Origin of the sequence: Pseudomonas sp. p50(2008), assembly GCF_015351605.1 — a bacterium.
Lineage (GTDB): Bacteria > Pseudomonadota > Gammaproteobacteria > Pseudomonadales > Pseudomonadaceae > Aquipseudomonas.
In genome coordinates this window covers 67907-84141 of sequence record NZ_JACMYF010000012.1, presented here as the reverse complement: position 1 = coordinate 84141, position 16235 = coordinate 67907, and the positions used below count along the sequence as shown (strand labels likewise).

The following is a 16235-nucleotide window of genomic DNA, read 5'->3' as shown; positions in this document are numbered from 1 at the left end:
GTCAGTCGAGTTTCTTGTTCACGTCCACCAGCAAACTTTCGATCTCTTTGCGGCGCCCGGCATCAGCCGTTTCCCGGCCTGGCCGTGGTGCAGCTTGCAGCGCTTTTTGCAGCACTTGTTTGGCTTCGGCGTAGTGTTTTTGGCGGTAGAGATGATCCCCCCAGAAGTACAGACTATCGATGCCGTTCGGGTTCAGTTGCAAGGCCTGTTTGAGTAGCTGCTCGGCTTTGTCCGAATCACCGAAACCGATGGGCCAGCCGGGAACCCGGTCGTACAACGCGCCGAGGCTGGTATACGCCGAGCCTTGCAAGGCTTTGGGGTCCAGCGTCAGGGCTTTCTCCAGATCGACTTTCGCGTCCTTGACCTTGCTCAGCGCACCCAGCCCGCCTTGTGCTCCGGCCCAGCTGCTGGTGACGATGCCCGACCAGATCCAGGCTTCGGCCACCGTTGGACGCTCCTGAGTGAAGGTTGAGGCCTGGCTGGCAAGTTTCTCGAATGCTGCCGTGCGCTGGCCCTCAGGCAGTTCGTACTGAATATGCGCCCAGCTTTGCTGGATGCCGGAGAGGCGTTGCTGGTCAGCGGTATCCAAAGCCCAAACGCTTTGGCTCAGGGCACCCAGTAGAAGGCAAGCGGCGATTCTCTTCATGGCTTGTGGTTCTCGTTGTCGTTCTTCTGGCTCAGACGGCGGATCAGCGGCAATTGCTTGCGCAAGCTGCGGTCCACCAGGTTGGGTAACAGGTTATTCAGGCGCACAAAGAAACGCTCCGGCCAGCCCAGATATACGTTGCGATGGTCGCTGGCGATGGCGTGGATGACCGCCGCGGCAACGGTTTGCGGATCGTCGACGTTGGATTTGAGCGCGTCATTCAACGCCTGCGCCGCCGGGCTGTTCATGCTCGTGCGGGTGGCGCGTGGCGCGACGTACAAGACGCCGACCCGGGTGTCTGCCAGTTCCCGGCGCAGGGCCTCGGAGAAACCGCGCACGGCGAACTTGGTGGCGCAATAGCTGGCGTAGCCGGGATAGCCGATGGAGCCGTAGGTCGAGCCGACGTTTACCACCATTGCACTCTCTGCTTGCTTGAGCATCGGCAGGAACATTTTAGTCAGGCATATCGGCACGCTGATGTTCACCGCCAGCATCGCGTTGATCTCACTGTCATCCAGCTGATCAAGCATGGCGAAGTGATTGACCCCGGCAGCGTTGATCAGCAGGTTGATACCGCCGATCTCTTCGGCGGCGCTGAGTACTTTGCATCGGTCGGAGCGAAACGTCAGGTCAGCACCGACCCAGCACAGATGCTGCGGGTAGCGTGTCAGCAAGGGCTCCAGGGATTCTCGATGTCGAGCCACCGCCAGCACGCGGGCGCCCCTGGCGCACAGGGCCTCTGCGATGGCCAGGCCGATTCCGCCGCTGGCACCGGTCAGTACTACGCGAGCCTCAGTCAGTCGCATGCAGGTTCTCCGCTTCACGCGGCAAGCCACGGAACATGTCGGCGTAAAGTGTGTACACCACACGGGATGCGTGAATGACCGCCGCCTGATCGTCCGGATCTTCGAGCTTGTCCATCAGCCGGCGGTAGGTCTGCATGTGCTCGATATCAAGGGCGCCGTGAGAGCTGAGATAGCTGAAGGCCGTTTCCGGCAAGTCCAGCCGTTCACGAATGCTGCCGGCCGCGTGGGTGGCGAGGGCGATGCTGGTGCCTTCCAGCACATTGACCATGCCGAACAGGCCCACCGGGTTATCCCGCGCGATCAGGTCATAGAGAAAACCGACCATGAGTTCGATCGGCAGGGATGGACGTCCGTCGCGCACGGCAGCTTTATCGCCGCCGCAGGCCTGGATGTCGTTGAGTATCCATTGTTCGTGACCGTATTCGTCTTCTATGTACTCGCATACCGCTTCACGCAGCCACTCCAGGCGCAAGGGCAGTCGCGCGCCACAGGCCATCATCAACGGGACGGTATGACGCACGTGGTAATAGGCCTGCGCCAGAAAGGCCCGGTAGCTTTCCAGGCTGACGTTGCCACCCAGGGCATCGCGGATAATGGGCAGGTTGAACAGTTCGCGCCGTTCCTGTTGCGTGGCTTCTTGCAAGGTGTCGAAAAAACTCATGATGCGGATTCCTCGGAAAGTCCAGATTCAGTCAGTTGCGCCCGGTAACGCTCGATAATCGCGTCACGGCGTGGTCGGCCATTGGCAGTCAACAAGCCGTTGGCGGGCGTGAAGGGTTGACCCAGACGGGTCCAGTGATGGACTTGGGCGTAGTTGGGCAAAGACTCGTTAACCTCGGCCACGGCAGCGGCCAATTCTTCGTCGGTGCAGTCCGCACGATGGGGCCAGAGCAGCGCGTGGTTGCTTGGCATGGCTTCGCCATAAACGAACGCCTGTCCGATATGACTGCGTTGAGTCAGTTCCGCCTCGACCCACTCCGGGTTCACGTTGCGGCCGAAACTGGTCACGAACTGGTGCTTTTTGCGTCCCTTGAGGTAGAGAAAACCTTCGGGGTCGAATTCGCCGAGATCACCGCTGGGCCACCAATCGTCAATGTGCGGTGGCTCTCCCAGATAGCCCAGCAAAGCGGAACCCTTGATCAGCACCTCGCCATCGTCAGCGATTCGAATTTCCACGTGGGGCAAAGCCCTGCCGACACTGCCGGGGCGGCGTGCCCCTGGTCGATTGAGGCAGACCACCGAGGCGCACTCGGACAATCCGTAACCTTCATAAACGGGAACACCCATGCGCTGGGCACGTTCCAGCAATTTTTTCGAAACTCTTGCGCCCCCCACAGCGGCGAAGCGCAACGTGTGCGGATTAAAGAGTTTCTGCTCAGCCGCGCCGACCAGCATCAGCAGCAATTGCGGCACCAGAATCAGGCTCTCGGGCGCACGTGTGGCAAGGCAACCGAGCATCGTCGGCACATCAACGCCGCTTGCCCCGCGGATACCCAGGTTTTTCTGGCTGGGCAGGCTCAGCGTTGCGCCGGCATAGAGCGCGGCGTAACACCCCAGGTTTTCCAACAGAATCGCCAGCGGCAGCACCGCCAGATGATGCCGCGGATCGGTGGGTTGGCTGGCCTGATGCAACTCGCGAGCGACGCGCAACAGGCTCTCTGCGCTGAGGCATACGCCTTTTGGTGTGCCAGTGGTGCCGGAAGTGAAGGTCAGCTTGGCCGTGCCCTCAGGTATTTGGGTCGGACCACTGAATGTTTTGCACCAGAACTCACCGGTTTTTTCGTAGCCGACCGTTTGCAGTTCGGCAGCCAGCTCCGGTTCCGCAATCACCCGTTCCGCCTGGCTCAGTTCCAGGCAGTGCTGGCGCTGAGCGGGGCTGAAAAAGGCTGGCAGCATCAGGCAGGTCAGGCCTTCGAACAGCGCCGCCAAATCCCAAAGCATCATTTCGACACCATTGTCCAAGGCCAGCGCAAGGACCTTGATGTCCTCATCGCGCAGCCGCTGTTGGCGATACATGACCTCCGCGTAAAGCGTGGCGTAGTCGATTTTCAGCTGATCGCCCCACAAGGCAATGGCGTTGGTCTTGCGTTCGGCATGGTCGCGCAGCGTCTTTTTAAAATGCGTCATTTCAGGCGACATGACTGTCCTCCTCGATGGACGTTGGCAACCCCAGGCGATTGAACAAACCGATGTTGCGCAGATGGATGAAGCCGGCGCGGATGTTGCCGACATGCACCCACGGTTTGCTGTCGTAGTAACTTCCCCAGCTGTGGCGGTCATCACCGAGCCGTGCAGGATCGGCAGCGCAGAGGGTCACGGGTTTTAGCCCGAGCCGGTGGAAGCTGTTTACCAGTCCGATGTTGCCGGTGAAGGCCACCCATTCCAGTCCGCCCATGGCCAGCAGGTAAGTGATGGCAATGATGCTAAGGCGCGCACTGCCGGTATCGCTGGCGGCCAGGTTGCCCACCTCAACGATGCCGGTGCGGTCTACGGTTTGGTTGGCCGCAGCGCTGATGAGTGGATCAATTGGCTCGTCCAGGTAACGCTCCAGAAACAGCTCTTCGGTGTTGGCCAGACGCACGCCGGCTACCGCGCAGAGTTCACCGGACGCGTCGTTCAGACCAAACAGTTCTGGCATGAAATGACGAATGTCGGCGCCGTGGGCCTTGCGAAAGCGTTGTTGGATATAGGCTTCGAAAACGGGGCGTCGAGTTTCGTCCGGCAAGGCCCTGACCAGACTCATCGGTGGGGTCTCGGCTTGGCCAAAGTGCAGCGGTAAAGGAATGTTCCAGTCAAAATTGGGCATTGAAAATCGCCTCCCCAGTCAGTTTGGGAGGAGTATCGAGGGCGTTTCTTAACGAAGTCTGAAGATCGCAAAAGACATCGCTGAAGCATCTTCAGATTGCCTTAAGGCTCGGCGGGCAGGGTGCACACTTGATTCGGTAACTCGCCGGATTGTGGCCGGGCGAACAACTCGTCCGCGGTAATGTTTCCTTGAGGCTCCGTATGACCCACGACCGAACAGCACATCGTTATGGAAAACTGTCGATAACCTTGCACTGGCTGATGCTGGTGCTGTTTGTCGGTGTCTATGCCTGTATCGAAATCAAAGGGCTTTTGCCGCGCGGGCACGCCTTGAAGGGTTTATTTCTTGGGCTGCACGGGCTCTTCGGGCTGAGCATTTTTATTCTGGTCTGGGTGCGTTTGCTCGGGCGCTTGACCCCGCGCCCTCCAATTACTCCAGCCTTGCCCGCATGGCAGACAGGACTTTCGCACTTGATGCACCTGGCGTTGTATGGGCTGATGATCGCCACGCCGCTGCTGGCCTGGCTGATGCTGTCGGCAGGGGGCAAGCCGATGCCGTACTTCGGGTTCTACCTCCCGTCGCCCGTGGCGGTTGACCCGGACCTGGCCAAGCAATTCAAGTACTGGCACGAATTGCTCGGCAGCAGCGGCTACTGGCTGATCGGCTTACATGCAGCGGCGGGTTTGTTTCATCACTATTGGGTTCGGGACAACACGTTGACCAGAATGCTGCCTAAACGCTTCTGATCGGCGCCCGGTCTGTCGTCGTTAGTTTGCTTCGTGCAGGTTCCATTTAACAATTTTCTGCCTCGGGCGCGCGGAAGGCTTTGCTGTAGTAGCCGGACGAGTCGAAACAGCAAACCTGCTTCTTGCCGGATGCCAGCATGTCGCAGGCATCACTCACTCGTTTTGCGCGTGTCTTGAGTTGCTTGGCTGAAGTCATCCAGTGGATCCAGTCGACTCGTGCGAGGGTCGTCGTCGTGTTCCAGACTTTATGCGCTTCAGGCGTGGCGGCCAGTGCCTCCTGAAAGTCTGGTGGGAGGTCAGGCTCAGGTTCCTTCTTCACAGGGGTCAGCTCCAGCGTGACGATCTCCCCAACGGCCATGCCTGCGGCTTCGAGTAACGCTTTACTGACCTGCAGCCAATGGCTCAGCTGACCATCGGGCTCAAGGGTTGCCTGAAAAGGGTGCCCATTGATGGTGCCTTCGACTGTCGTCCTCCCTCGCCTCGGAAGCCGTTCACTCGCGTCTCTTGGCAGAACCACGAACGCCCACGACGTGTCATCACCAGGCTTTGCCGGACGAAGAAGCTTTGCTTCGAATCGAAGCTTCACATCGATTGTTGTCATTGCAACGGCTCCAGTTGATACGCCTGACTGTTATCTCGCGGCAAGATCAGTACAGAAGGTCGACGCTAGTCTGTCCAGCAGTTGCTGCTCTTAGCTGTCGGGTAACTAGACCGGGCCGGTAGTGTCTGTGCCAACTGTGCCTGGGACTGCTGGTAAAGCCTGGCTTCGGCTACTCGGCACATTTCTGACACGAAGCACATCTTCAAGTACCTCCTTGAAGATCGGTGCTGCAATCGCTCCCCCGAAGTAACCCTTGGCGGAGGGTTCGTCGACCAGTACAGCCATAATGAATTCAGGTGCATTGGCCGGCGCGATACCCACGAACATGGCTCTGTATTTATTGCTTTGATACCCGCCTCCGGAGGCCTTGCGAGAGGTCCCGCTTTTCCCCGCAATGACATAACCATCGATCGCTGCGCGCTTTCCGCCTGCTCCAGCGCCATCGACTGCACCCACCAGCATCTCCAGAATACTGTTGGCGACCTCCGGGCTTATGACATTGCGGGGTTGCTGGGGCTCACCTTTGATTATCGACAAGGGAACCAAGTTTCCATCATTGGCAAAGACGGTATACGCCTGAGCAAGTTGAGCCAGATTGACCGATAAGCTGTAGCCGTATGAAAGGCTTGCTGTGGCGATATCCGACCATACTCGCCGGGCTGGAACCGTCCCCACACTTTCCCCGGGAAAGTAAATCGAAGTGTTATCTCCGAATCCCAATTCAGTCAGTAATCGCGAAATAGCTGCTCCTCCCGTCGGTATCGCCACCTTGCTCATCCCCACGTTGGAAGAGCGACGGATAATGCCCGGCAGGTCCAACTGTTTATCCCGGCCTACATCTCGAATCGTATAGCCATCAATTTTGACGAAGCCGGGTGCTATTTGAATGATGGCGTTCTTGTCAACGATGCCTGCTTTTAAAACAGCGGCCATGCTAAATGGCTTTATCACTGAACCTGGTTCATACACATCAGTAAATACTCGGTTTCGGATGGCCTCCGCGCTAAAACTTTTACGCGCATTTGGATTGAATGAGGGCATCGTGGATAACGCTAATATTTCCCCTGTTTTGGCGTGTATAAGAATGGCACTTGCCGACCGCGCTGCATTCTCTTTGACGCTCTTCAATAATGCTTTTTCAACGTAGTACTGAAGTGTGGAGTCAATGGTTAAAAACAGATCGTCGCCAGGTATGACGGGCTTGTGCACAAGAATTTCGCTGGTGACTCGCTTGTGCAGGTTTAAGGTCCGTTCTTCCAGGCCGGCCATGCCGGACAGTTGATGGTTGTACAGCAGCTCGATGCCCTCAATGCCTTTCTGGTCGATGTTGGTAAAGCCCAACGTCTGAGCCAGCATCGAAGACTGCGGGTAATAACGTTTGTATTCATGGCGCTCATAGAGGCCCGGAATAGAGAGCTCGACGATCTTGCTTGCCACCTGCGGATCAACCCTTCTGGCCAGGTAAGCGAAGGACCTGCCTTGGGTGTTCAAGCTCAAATGGCCGACCAGCGAGGCATCGATATCAAGATGCTCGTTTAATAGTATTGCCTGCTGTTTGGTGGGGGTGAAGTGTTTAGGGTTTACCCACAAAGTGCTGACGGGGGTGGAAACTGCCAAGGGTTCATTGAATCGGTCAAATATGGTGCCGCGAATGGGGACGGTTTCAATAAGTCGTGTTGAGCGTTTGCGGCCTTCGTTATTCAGGAATTCATGGGAGAAAATCGCGAGATAAGTAATTCTCGCGGCAAGTATCATTGAAAAGAAGCAAAAAATAGCTATAACAATCGTGAATCGCGGGTTTTGCCCGAAGAGCCTCATACAACATTCCATTTTTAAACGTACGGCAAAAAACCAGCTTAACTAACTCAATATCATTTTGCTTTGTAATATCATGAAATGATTCTATAAACACACATTGATTTTCAGCGTATAGGGACGAATAGCGATTGGCCGTTTTTTGCCGTCGTGACCGGCTGAAAACGAACCATGGCTACGGTTTCTCAACGACAGGAATCGATTAGAGCCGATCATTGGCGAACTGCCGAACAACAGCGCGGTACGCAACTGGCAAATTCACCCTCCGCCACCGACGCGCGTTTCACTTCTTCCTGCCTTGCAAAACCTTCAAAGCAACCGTTCAATAGCGCGGCACATACTGTGCGCTCGAGCCAATGGATCAGACGTGACAGCGCAACGGTAAGCAGGCCCGCGTGAAACAGGAACAACCCAATGAGCAAGGTGGCCGCATCCATGGTTGAAGAAGCGCTGTCGAGGCCGCAAGCGATCGGTTTGCGTGAGGCGTTCTGGTTCTGGTTGAAGCTCGGCTTCATCAGTTTCGGCGGGCCTGCGGGGCAGATCTCGATCATGCACCAGGAATTGGTCGAGCGGCGGCGTTGGATATCCGAGCGCAGATTCCTGCATGCCCTCAACTACTGCATGTTGCTTCCTGGGCCAGAGGCTCAGCAGTTGGCGACTTATATCGGCTGGCTGATGCATCGAACCTGGGGCGGGGTAATGGCTGGCGTACTCTTTGTACTGCCGTCGTTGTTCATCCTGATCGCGTTGTCGTGGATGTACATCGCCTTCGGCGAAATGCCGGTGGTGGCCGGGCTGTTCTATGGCATCAAGCCTGCCGTGACTGCCATCGTGGTGCAGGCGGCCCATCGAATCGGCTCCCGGGCATTGAAGAATAATTGGCTATGGGCGATAGCGGCAGCGTCGTTTACCGCAATCTTCGCGTTCAATGTTCCGTTCCCGCTGATCGTTCTGGGCGCCGCACTGATCGGCTATGTCGGCGGGCGTCTCGCGCCCGATAAATTCACAACCGGTGGCCATGGCGCCGCCAGAAAATCCTTCGGTCCGGCTTTGATCGATGACGACACACCGCCACCGGAGCATGCCCGGTTCAGCGGGTCGAAAACGGCATCACTCGCCTTGATTGGCGCCGCACTCTGGGCATTGCCGATGGGGATTCTGACGGCACTCTTTGGCTGGGACGGGACCTTGACCCAAATGAGCTGGTTCTTTACCAAGGCCGCGCTGCTGACCTTCGGCGGAGCCTACGCGGTGCTCCCGTATGTCTACCAAGGCGCGGTGGGTCACTACGGCTGGCTAACGCCGACACAGATGATCGACGGGCTGGCGCTGGGGGAAACCACGCCAGGGCCGCTGATCATGGTAGTGGCTTTCGTCGGGTTTATCGGGGCCTATGTTTCGCAGGTGTTCGGCGCCGATCAACTGTTTCTGGCGGGGGCGGTCGCTGCTTCCCTGGTGACGTGGTTCACCTTTCTGCCCTCGTTCCTGTTCATCCTCGCGGGAGGCCCGCTGGTGGAGTCGACCCACAACGAACTCAGGTTCACGGCACCGCTGACGGCCATTACAGCGGCAGTAGTGGGCGTGATCCTCAATCTGGCCTGTTTCTTCGGTTATCACGTGCTTTGGCCGAAGGGCTTGAGCGGTAACCTGGACTGGCCCTCTGCACTGATCGCCATCGCGGCAGCTGTTGCCTTGTTTCGCTTCAAACGGGGCGTTATTCAGGTGCTGATCGCCTGCGCAATCGTCGGCTTGGGCGTGCACCTGTGGCGGGGGTGATCATCGCGGTGCTCGAACTTGAACAATGGCGCAGCGCGTCCTCAGCCTGAACGACTCGGCAGAATGGCCACGCCAAGGTTGCATTGTGGTGGGCAACGACGGCCTCTGCTTTGAGCGTTGGTGTATCGGCATGGAGTCGTTTTTTTTAGCTTGCTGAAACGTTTCATCGAGTTTATAAAAATGGCACAACTCCAAGAAAGGCTGCCGCCATGACCCCGCTCAAACTCTTTGTTGCCCTCAGCGCACTGTCCGCTGCTTCCCACGCCATGGCCTGGGATTACGTTCTGCTCGACACCGACAAAGCCGCCCAGAACTGGCAGATCACCAGCCAGCAACTCGGAATAAAGACCGACAAACCCTTCAGCGTTACCCTGCGCACCTTGCACGGCGGTCGGCAGGAGGGCGTCAGCATCGTCGACATCGATAACGGCACGATGAAACTCTCGGTAGTGCCGACTCGCGGAATGAACGTCTTGCAGGCCTCGGTCGGCAATGTGCGCATGGGCTGGGATTCGCCGGTCAAGGAAGTGGTCAATCCGTCCTTCATCGAACTCAATGGCCGCGGTGGTCTGGGCTGGTTGGAAGGTTTCAATGAGCTGGTCACCCGCTGCGGATACGAATGGGTCGGCCACCCCGGCATCGACAACGGCGAACTGCTGACCCTGCACGGTCGGGCCGCCAACATTCCTGCGAACAAAGTCACCCTGCATATCGATGAAAAACCACCGTACGCCATCACCCTGCGCGGCGAGCTGAAAGAGCAGGCGTTCAAGAAAGTCGACTTCTCGGTCGCGACCGAACTGGTCACCGAACCCGGCAGCGTCGTGTTCGCCCTCAACGACACCCTGACCAACAACGGCGACTATCCGAAGGAATACCAGGCGCTGTATCACAGCAACTTCAGCACCCCGTTCCTGGAGCAGGGCGCTCGTTTCGCTGCGCCGGTAAAACAGGTGTCACCGTTCAACGACAAGGCCAAGGGTGATCTGCCCGACTGGCAAACCTACCGCGCACCGACCAGGGACTACGACGAAACGGTCTACAACGTGGTGCCGTATGCCGATGCCAAGGGCGATACGTTGACCGTGTTGCATAACAAGGCCGGCAGCCTGGGCGTTTCGGTCGGCTTCAATACCCAGACACTGCCCGTGTTTTCCCTGTGGAAAAACACCGATACCCAAGGCCAGGGCTATGTCACGGGACTGGAGCCGGGGACAAGTTTTTCCTACAACCGCCGTTATCAGCGGCCACTGAACCTGGTACCGACAATCGGGCCCAAGGAACACAAGCAGTTCCGCATCAGCTACAGCTTGTTGGCGGATAAGGCGGCGGTGGATAAGGCCTTGAAGCAGGTCAGCGAGATTCAGGATGGGCGGGAGACTGAAGTGCGGCAGACGCCGTTGGTTGATCTGACCAAGGGGTGACACCGGCTGGAGCATTGTCGGCCGATATTGCAGCCCCTCGGCCAAATGTTCGCGTCTGTTCCCGTCGGCTTGTTTAAGGTCCGCCAGCGAGGGTGCGACCTTGAGCAGTCGATGGGTTGCTCGCAACGATTGGGTCGCTGTCCGTTTTTGGCCGGAATCGGACGTCCGTGAGCGGCCACTATCGGCACTGGTTCGGTTCATCATGCTCATCCTTTCAATGAATCGGGTTGTAAGCGACCCAAACCATCCTGACTGGTCGTATATAGGAAAATCCTTTTCTTATTAACTTGGCTAATTGCATTCGCTGAGCAGCATCTGACGATCCCACTCCGCACGTTTTTTCCTAAGCCTATATTACAAAGTACCCAAGAGCCACTTTGTCTGCTGGAATCAGCATATTCAGCCTTTAGATGTCTTCATTCGATCTCGTAAAGAACGGCAAGACTGGAATGCCTAGAGGGGAAAGAGGGATGAGTTCAATCGGCGTAGCGAGAGGCAGGCAAAAAAACTGACAGACTAACTATAACGAATTAATTGATGAGTCGCTCATATACTCTTATTTAAATCAACTAATCCCGATTCCGCCTTGCATTAAGCATCTTAAGGGTCGGGGGCTCCCCACCTGTAATTTCAATTGAAAATACAGCATAAACATGCTCTAAGTCACTGTATTTTTGAAGCCCATTTTCACTAAAGCGATAGCGCCCAGGAACCTCTCCCACCTCGAGAGGGAATAATATCTTTCTCGACTTTGCCAGCTCCAGCAATGGCTTTAGATCATCATAAAGACGTGCAGCTTGAACGTCTTTATCTGCATGCTCTTTTAACTTTTCTTCTAAAATTTTTGCTGAAATTTCAATTTTATCTATATTCATCTTTAATTCCCTATGGTCCCAATTTTAACCGCCGGAGCCCAATCCCCACGGTCAGGTACTATATGTTGTATTGCTTCAGAAGAACGCACGACAAGCTTTCGGAACGCTTCTCTTCATTCGTTGCTCTCGCCGCCGCATTCATCTGGATCTGCTGATTGTCCTTGCTTTAGCAACTGCCGAATAAATACACCGAAATTGGGTACGTCACCCATGGCGCCTTCCCACTCCATCGGAACAAACATTATTGAGCACACTCGGAAAGGTGGTCCGAAGCGCGTATCGAACCCGACCATCTCTGGGCCACCGTTATCACCAAACCCAATAAATCCTGGCAACCACTTTTCAACCTCGTAATCACGATTGTTCTCGATCGCTTTCAACGCCGGCCAAATACGGACATATCCTGGATGTCCCATCATAAGTGCTTCGCCGCCGTCGCTCAGCCGAAGCAACTCCACATACTCACACGGCAACGAAACGGGAGTTGCGGCGACTAGGGCTGCGATAGAGGATTCCGCAGCTGGCGCATCGCCTTCATACTGATAGTCGCCGCTTAATAGCAAAGTTCGTAAATCCACTCGATACTCCCTCGAAATTGGCGGTGACCGAAGTCAGCCCAAAGTACATGACTACTACCGACCACCCTAAGGTGACTTCGCCGGACGATTACCGTTATGTCACGCTTCTGCCCCGATACTTAAACCAATAGTTATGCATGGCAGACACGGACACAATCGACCAAAAATTACGCATCAGCAGCGAGTCTAAGTTCTGCTTTTGCCGATTCGTGTCCGTCGGCAAGGGCAGCAAACAACCAACGCTGACGTTATTCATCCTCGTAAATAAACGAGTAGTTGTCATCGATCAGCTGTTGCAGATAGTGATCGAAGCTTTGCGCAATGACTTTGTAGCTGTCAGGGTCGTGAAGAAATCGCATAACTTGACCCACCGTTCCACCGGGCGTTGGGTCGAAGTCGATATACAGTCTTGAGGTTCCCCCATTGTTCATACAGTGGGAGAAGCACAGCCGTTTGTTCATGGGCAATGTGCTGTCGATGTGCGGGCCGATCAGGTCGGGTTCCTGGTCCAGGTAGCCCTCATATATCTGCGCAATGCTCTCGGTGTCAGCGTGGGCGTCCTCAAGTATTTGCGCTACGGAACTGAGGTAATAGGGGTACTCGAACACATCCGAGCCGAGCATCAGTACCATGACGGTGCCGTCGGGGTAATCCCTGAAGTGGGTGCCGTCAATCTGGCTGAGCAGTTCCAGCAGGCTTGCCGGGCACAACGGATAATGCTCTGTGAGCTGCTGCAAGTCTGTCGCCGAAGCGCCATGTGCGAGTTTCAGCTGATCAAGGTTTTCAGCCGGCATTACTTGGCGTAGACCGGCAAGGTAGGTATCTACGAGGGACATGATAGTAGTCCTTACTAAAGCGGTGGGATCGGACTGGATGCGCCTGGTTTTTCGTTCAATGGTTGTCTTGATAGGCACCCAACGCAGAGCAATGGCGGCATCTGAAGAGGTAGGCGGTAGGGCCGTGGTCCTTGTTCAGTGCACTGAAGAATGTGTGCCATTGAGGCCCATCCTCCAGCCCTGTCGCGTCCTGTACGGCAGTCATTGCTTCTGCTCCTAACGCAAGCAGCTCTGCATAGCCTGCCTTGCCGATGAACGCGCCTGCGTCATTGCAATGGGTAAACCATTGCTCCTGCTGCCAGCCATTAAAACCGGGTGTGCGCTGGCTCAGCTCGGCGACCAGTGCTTCATCGAGATCTTCTTCAGCATCCAGTCCAATGCTGTCTTCATCAATGAAGGTTGCGCCGAGCCGTCGATGAGCGCTCCCATCGGCAATGCACCAGGGACAGATGCAGGCTTCGTAATCTTCAACGGCGTATACCGGCCCCACATAGATGTAGCCTCGAGCCTGGTCGCAGCTGATGCAGGTGTTTGTGGAGGGTTGTACAGAGCCGCTGATAACAGGGTCTGGGTGGTAGGTGAACTGTGGCAGATTCATTGAAAGGTCCTTGATCCAAAGACATGCCCTGAGGAAGCGTTAGTGTACATCGCAGTATTCTTCCTTGAACTTGAGGCTAATGGGGTAACAACAGTCAGATTGCACATTGTGGTTATGGTTCGATACCCTTTTATCTAGATCGATACCTCACCCGTGCGAGTGTTGCTCCAGGCGACGAAGAATCTGGTTATCCATGAACTTGGGTTAATGGATAGCTGCTGCGCTGTGCGGGTGATCTTTTCAACGTCTGCTGGCGGGTTTTTTTCTGTGTAACGCACGTTCATTCGGATGCACCAGATGAAGGATTTCTACAACTGCCGGGGTAGGGTGTCACGCCGTGCCAACGAAAAAATACCTGGCGCTTTGGCCTGACTGTCTTTTTTACGAAGGAAAAGATACGCAACGGCATCAGTCAGATAAAACAGATCAGCAAAGGGTGCCAGGAAATCGTTTGAGTAAAACTGACAGAAAAACTCGTAGTCGACGGCAAGTTGCGGAGGCAGTTCAGCCCACTTCGGTGGCTCTATGGCGACCAAAGAACAAAGCGGAATATCGTGCTCAGCCAGTACCTTTTCTTTAAGTATGACTGCGACTTGAGGAATATCCGGAACAGGACTGTGATGCAGCTCATGGCCACTGTTCAATTCGCGCGACTTGCCCTCCCAGGGTAATGCCGCTCGTCGCTATCGTATGCTCCTGAGAGAACTGCATTTCCAATACAGATGCCATGACTTCCCGCCGAGTCTGCCTGGCAGCGAAAGCGCCCACGAGCAGCACGATTGAAAACATAATGCCGAGATACGTGCGCGCAAATATGCCTTCCTCAACAAAAGGAAACAGCAGGATCAATCCCCAGTAAGAGCAGCAATAGATAGGTGCAAAGGCCCTTGCGCAATTACCAGCTGAGCTAAATCCGCGTCGGATTCGGCTTCATCCTGCGGATTTGTCATACCGGTTTCTCTGAGAAGTAATGACCCGTGGATTCCTGGAGGGTGGCTAGAGCTACCTTTCAGCGGTCTGAGGGTTCAGATCCCATGTCTTGAGTTTTTTTGCAGCGGTTCCGAAAGGCCCCAACTGGTACACCGCCGCACCGGCTGGTGAAAAGACAAATGACTGGAATGGCTCGGCATTCATTTTGTCGAGATAGTCACGGGGAGCAACTCCCGTGCTTACATGGGGATTGAAATTCTCGCCAGACAATTTTGGGACAAATGTCGATACGTACTGGATGAGCGCCGCGTCACTGCCGGGATCGTCGTGCGCAGCAGTGAACGCTTCAATCGGGCCGGTTTCTACGGTGAACGGCTCCACGGCGGTAATGATGTCCTTCTGCAACTTGATTATTTCCGGTGTTGGCTTCGCGCAAATGCCGGCGACCCCTAGCGCTCCAGCCGGCGCGTAGTAGTATTTGAACGCCTCCAGTTTCATGGCACTCACATCGGCGCTCAGGAGAACCTTCTCCGCAGCGGCATAGACCTTGTCGAGATCCTCCGTGCGGACGAAACGCTGAATCAGCGTGATATGTGGACGATGCGTGGCATCAAGGGCGAAGCCTTTCGGGTAGACCGCGAGCAAGCGGGCGTTATTGGCGTCGGAGTACTTGAGCATCGTGTTGTCCGGCTCCAGGAGAATGTCGATGGCGGTAACCTTGGCCTGCGCGGCCGGGAAAACGGTTTTCCAATCGTTCTTCATGCTGACCACAGTCCAACCGCTCGTCTTCGCCTGCTCATCCAGTGCGGGTGGGAAAGCACCCAGTTTGACGTCCGGCAATCCACGAGCCGGACCATAGGCGAATTCGCGTGCCGCATCGTCGTGCAGCACCAGCAGCTCGAATCGCGCGCCGCTGCCGCCTTGTGTGTATTCCAGCATTTCTTTATCGCCGCGGGAGTTACCAAAAGCAGCAATTGGGCGACGGCCAATATGCTGATTGATGCCGACTGGCTTGTCGCTCTTGTCATCATTGAAGTTGAGTTCTGACAGGCGTACGAGCACCGGCTTGCCGTCACGCAGTTCAAATTTCGTCTTAACGCTACTGCCAATGATCTGTTCTGGCGGGATACCGTAAACCTGCTCGGTCCACGGCCGCATGAACTCAATGCCACCACCTGACACGATGAAGGTCTTGAAACCGTTCTCGCGCAGGTAGGCGAGCAGTTCGAGCATGGGTTGATAGGTCATTTCGGTAAAGCGCTCGCCGGTCTGCGGATTTTTCGCCGTCGCGATCCAGTCCTTGACGATCGTCTCGAACTCAATAGTGGTCATGCCCGTGTGGGTGGCCATCACTATTTCAAGCAACGCGTGGTCGCCCCCCGCCAGAGCGGTTTTCAAATCCCCCTTGAGCAGCGACGCGAACGGTTCCTTGGTTTTCCATTCGGGGTGCTGAGCGCTGAGTACCTTTACTCGATCAAGCGCGAAGTACAGCTGAACGGGCAGGGGCTGCTCGCTCCAGAGCGTACCGTCATTGTCGAATGTGGCGATACGTTCCGGCACCGGCACAAAGTCTGGCGAACCCGGCTGGGTGACCTTCTCGACGAAAGTCACGATGGACTGCTTAGCTTTGCCATCATTCCAGGAGGGAAGCGGATCAGAAGACTGCGCTCCGAACGCGGTGAACGCCATTACACAAGCCAATAGGGCGGCCAGAATCGTTTGTACACGTATGGTTTTCATCAGTGCGGCTCTCAAAATAGAGACCGCACCCAGTGAAACGGATGCGGCTCAGTTAGCG

General features: G+C 55.9%; 16 protein-coding genes and 3 pseudogenes. 3 read left to right on the top strand and 16 right to left on the bottom strand.

What is annotated here, in order from left to right:
• Nucleotide 1 precedes the first annotated feature (1 nt).
• From H7698_RS28290 to H7698_RS28270, 5 genes are read right to left on the bottom strand one after another with little or no spacing between them, the layout of a single operon-like run.
• Nucleotides 2–646 (bottom strand): tetratricopeptide repeat protein, encoded by a 645-nt coding sequence (locus H7698_RS28290; protein ID WP_194693601.1) that lies wholly within the window; start codon nt 644–646, stop codon nt 2–4.
• Entirely contained in the window at nt 643–1452 is an 810-nt protein-coding gene (locus tag H7698_RS28285) for an SDR family oxidoreductase (protein ID WP_194693600.1), read from the bottom strand. Before H7698_RS28285 ends, H7698_RS28290 begins: the two co-directional genes overlap by 4 nt.
• Entirely contained in the window at nt 1439–2113 is a 675-nt protein-coding gene (locus tag H7698_RS28280; RefSeq protein WP_162438780.1) for a TenA family transcriptional regulator, read from the bottom strand. Before H7698_RS28280 ends, H7698_RS28285 begins: the two co-directional genes overlap by 14 nt.
• Complete coding sequence (locus H7698_RS28275; RefSeq protein WP_194693599.1) at nt 2110–3591, bottom strand: AMP-binding protein; 1482 nt, start codon at nt 3589–3591, stop codon at nt 2110–2112. Before H7698_RS28275 ends, H7698_RS28280 begins: the two co-directional genes overlap by 4 nt.
• A complete protein-coding gene (locus tag H7698_RS28270; protein WP_162438782.1) occupies nt 3581–4258 on the bottom strand; it encodes a thermostable hemolysin in 678 nt (225 codons plus the stop codon). The genes H7698_RS28275 and H7698_RS28270 overlap by 11 nt, the downstream gene beginning before the upstream one ends.
• 200 nt (nt 4259–4458) lie before the next feature.
• Between H7698_RS28270 and H7698_RS28265 the strand changes: the two genes are divergently transcribed.
• Nucleotides 4459–5004 (top strand): cytochrome b, encoded by a 546-nt coding sequence (locus H7698_RS28265; RefSeq protein WP_194693598.1) that lies wholly within the window; start codon nt 4459–4461, stop codon nt 5002–5004.
• A gap of 46 nt (nt 5005–5050) precedes the next feature.
• Here the strand turns inward: H7698_RS28265 and H7698_RS28260 are convergent, their stop codons facing one another.
• Together H7698_RS28260 and H7698_RS28255 are read right to left on the bottom strand one after the other, a co-directional pair.
• A complete protein-coding gene (locus tag H7698_RS28260) occupies nt 5051–5605 on the bottom strand; it encodes a YdeI/OmpD-associated family protein (RefSeq protein ID WP_194693597.1) in 555 nt (184 codons plus the stop codon).
• A 105-nt stretch (nt 5606–5710) separates the two neighbouring features.
• A complete protein-coding gene (locus H7698_RS28255) occupies nt 5711–7423 on the bottom strand; it encodes a peptidoglycan D,D-transpeptidase FtsI family protein (RefSeq protein ID WP_194693596.1) in 1713 nt (570 codons plus the stop codon).
• Nucleotides 7424–7834: 411 nt separating this feature from the next.
• Here H7698_RS28255 and chrA point away from each other — a divergent pair, with 411 nt between their 5' ends.
• Complete coding sequence (gene chrA, locus H7698_RS28250) at nt 7835–9196, top strand: chromate efflux transporter (protein ID WP_194693595.1); 1362 nt, start codon at nt 7835–7837, stop codon at nt 9194–9196.
• A gap of 37 nt (nt 9197–9233) precedes the next feature.
• Here the strand turns inward: chrA and H7698_RS31510 are convergent.
• Nucleotides 9234–9323, bottom strand: a pseudogene (locus H7698_RS31510) (cysteine hydrolase); the annotation flags it as partial.
• 82 nt (nt 9324–9405) lie between these two features.
• On the opposite strand from H7698_RS31510, the gene H7698_RS28245 reads away from it, so the two are divergent.
• Nucleotides 9406–10620, top strand: a complete 1215-nt coding sequence (locus H7698_RS28245) for an aldose 1-epimerase family protein (protein ID WP_194693594.1) — start codon at nt 9406–9408, stop codon at nt 10618–10620.
• Between the two features lie 9 nt (nt 10621–10629).
• Here H7698_RS28245 and H7698_RS28240 read toward each other — a convergent pair.
• The 8 genes and pseudogenes from H7698_RS28240 to H7698_RS28210 all read right to left on the bottom strand — a co-directional run.
• A pseudogene (locus tag H7698_RS28240) lies at nt 10630–10749 on the bottom strand (hypothetical protein); the annotation flags it as partial.
• 440 nt (nt 10750–11189) lie between these two features.
• Complete coding sequence (locus H7698_RS28235) at nt 11190–11495, bottom strand: hypothetical protein (RefSeq protein ID WP_194693593.1); 306 nt, start codon at nt 11493–11495, stop codon at nt 11190–11192.
• A gap of 113 nt (nt 11496–11608) precedes the next feature.
• The gene (locus H7698_RS28230) at nt 11609–12073 is read right to left on the bottom strand and encodes an SMI1/KNR4 family protein (protein ID WP_194693592.1); all 465 of its coding nucleotides are present in this window, start codon (nt 12071–12073) and stop codon (nt 11609–11611) included.
• Nucleotides 12074–12321: 248 nt separating this feature from the next.
• On the bottom strand, nt 12322–12909 hold the full coding sequence (locus tag H7698_RS28225; RefSeq protein ID WP_194693591.1) for an SMI1/KNR4 family protein: 588 nt from the start codon (nt 12907–12909) through the stop codon (nt 12322–12324).
• Nucleotides 12910–12964: 55 nt separating this feature from the next.
• Nucleotides 12965–13507, bottom strand: a complete 543-nt coding sequence (locus H7698_RS28220; RefSeq protein ID WP_194693590.1) for a CbrC family protein — start codon at nt 13505–13507, stop codon at nt 12965–12967.
• Nucleotides 13508–13815: 308 nt separating this feature from the next.
• Nucleotides 13816–14151: a hypothetical protein gene (locus H7698_RS28215; protein ID WP_194693589.1), complete on the bottom strand. Its 336-nt coding sequence runs from the start codon at nt 14149–14151 to the stop codon at nt 13816–13818.
• Nucleotides 14152–14242: 91 nt separating this feature from the next.
• Nucleotides 14243–14457 (bottom strand): annotated as a pseudogene (locus H7698_RS31505) (two pore domain potassium channel family protein); the annotation flags it as partial.
• Between the two features lie 52 nt (nt 14458–14509).
• On the bottom strand, nt 14510–16177 hold the full coding sequence (locus tag H7698_RS28210; RefSeq protein WP_194693588.1) for an HAD family hydrolase: 1668 nt from the start codon (nt 16175–16177) through the stop codon (nt 14510–14512).
• Nucleotides 16178–16235 lie beyond the last annotated feature (58 nt).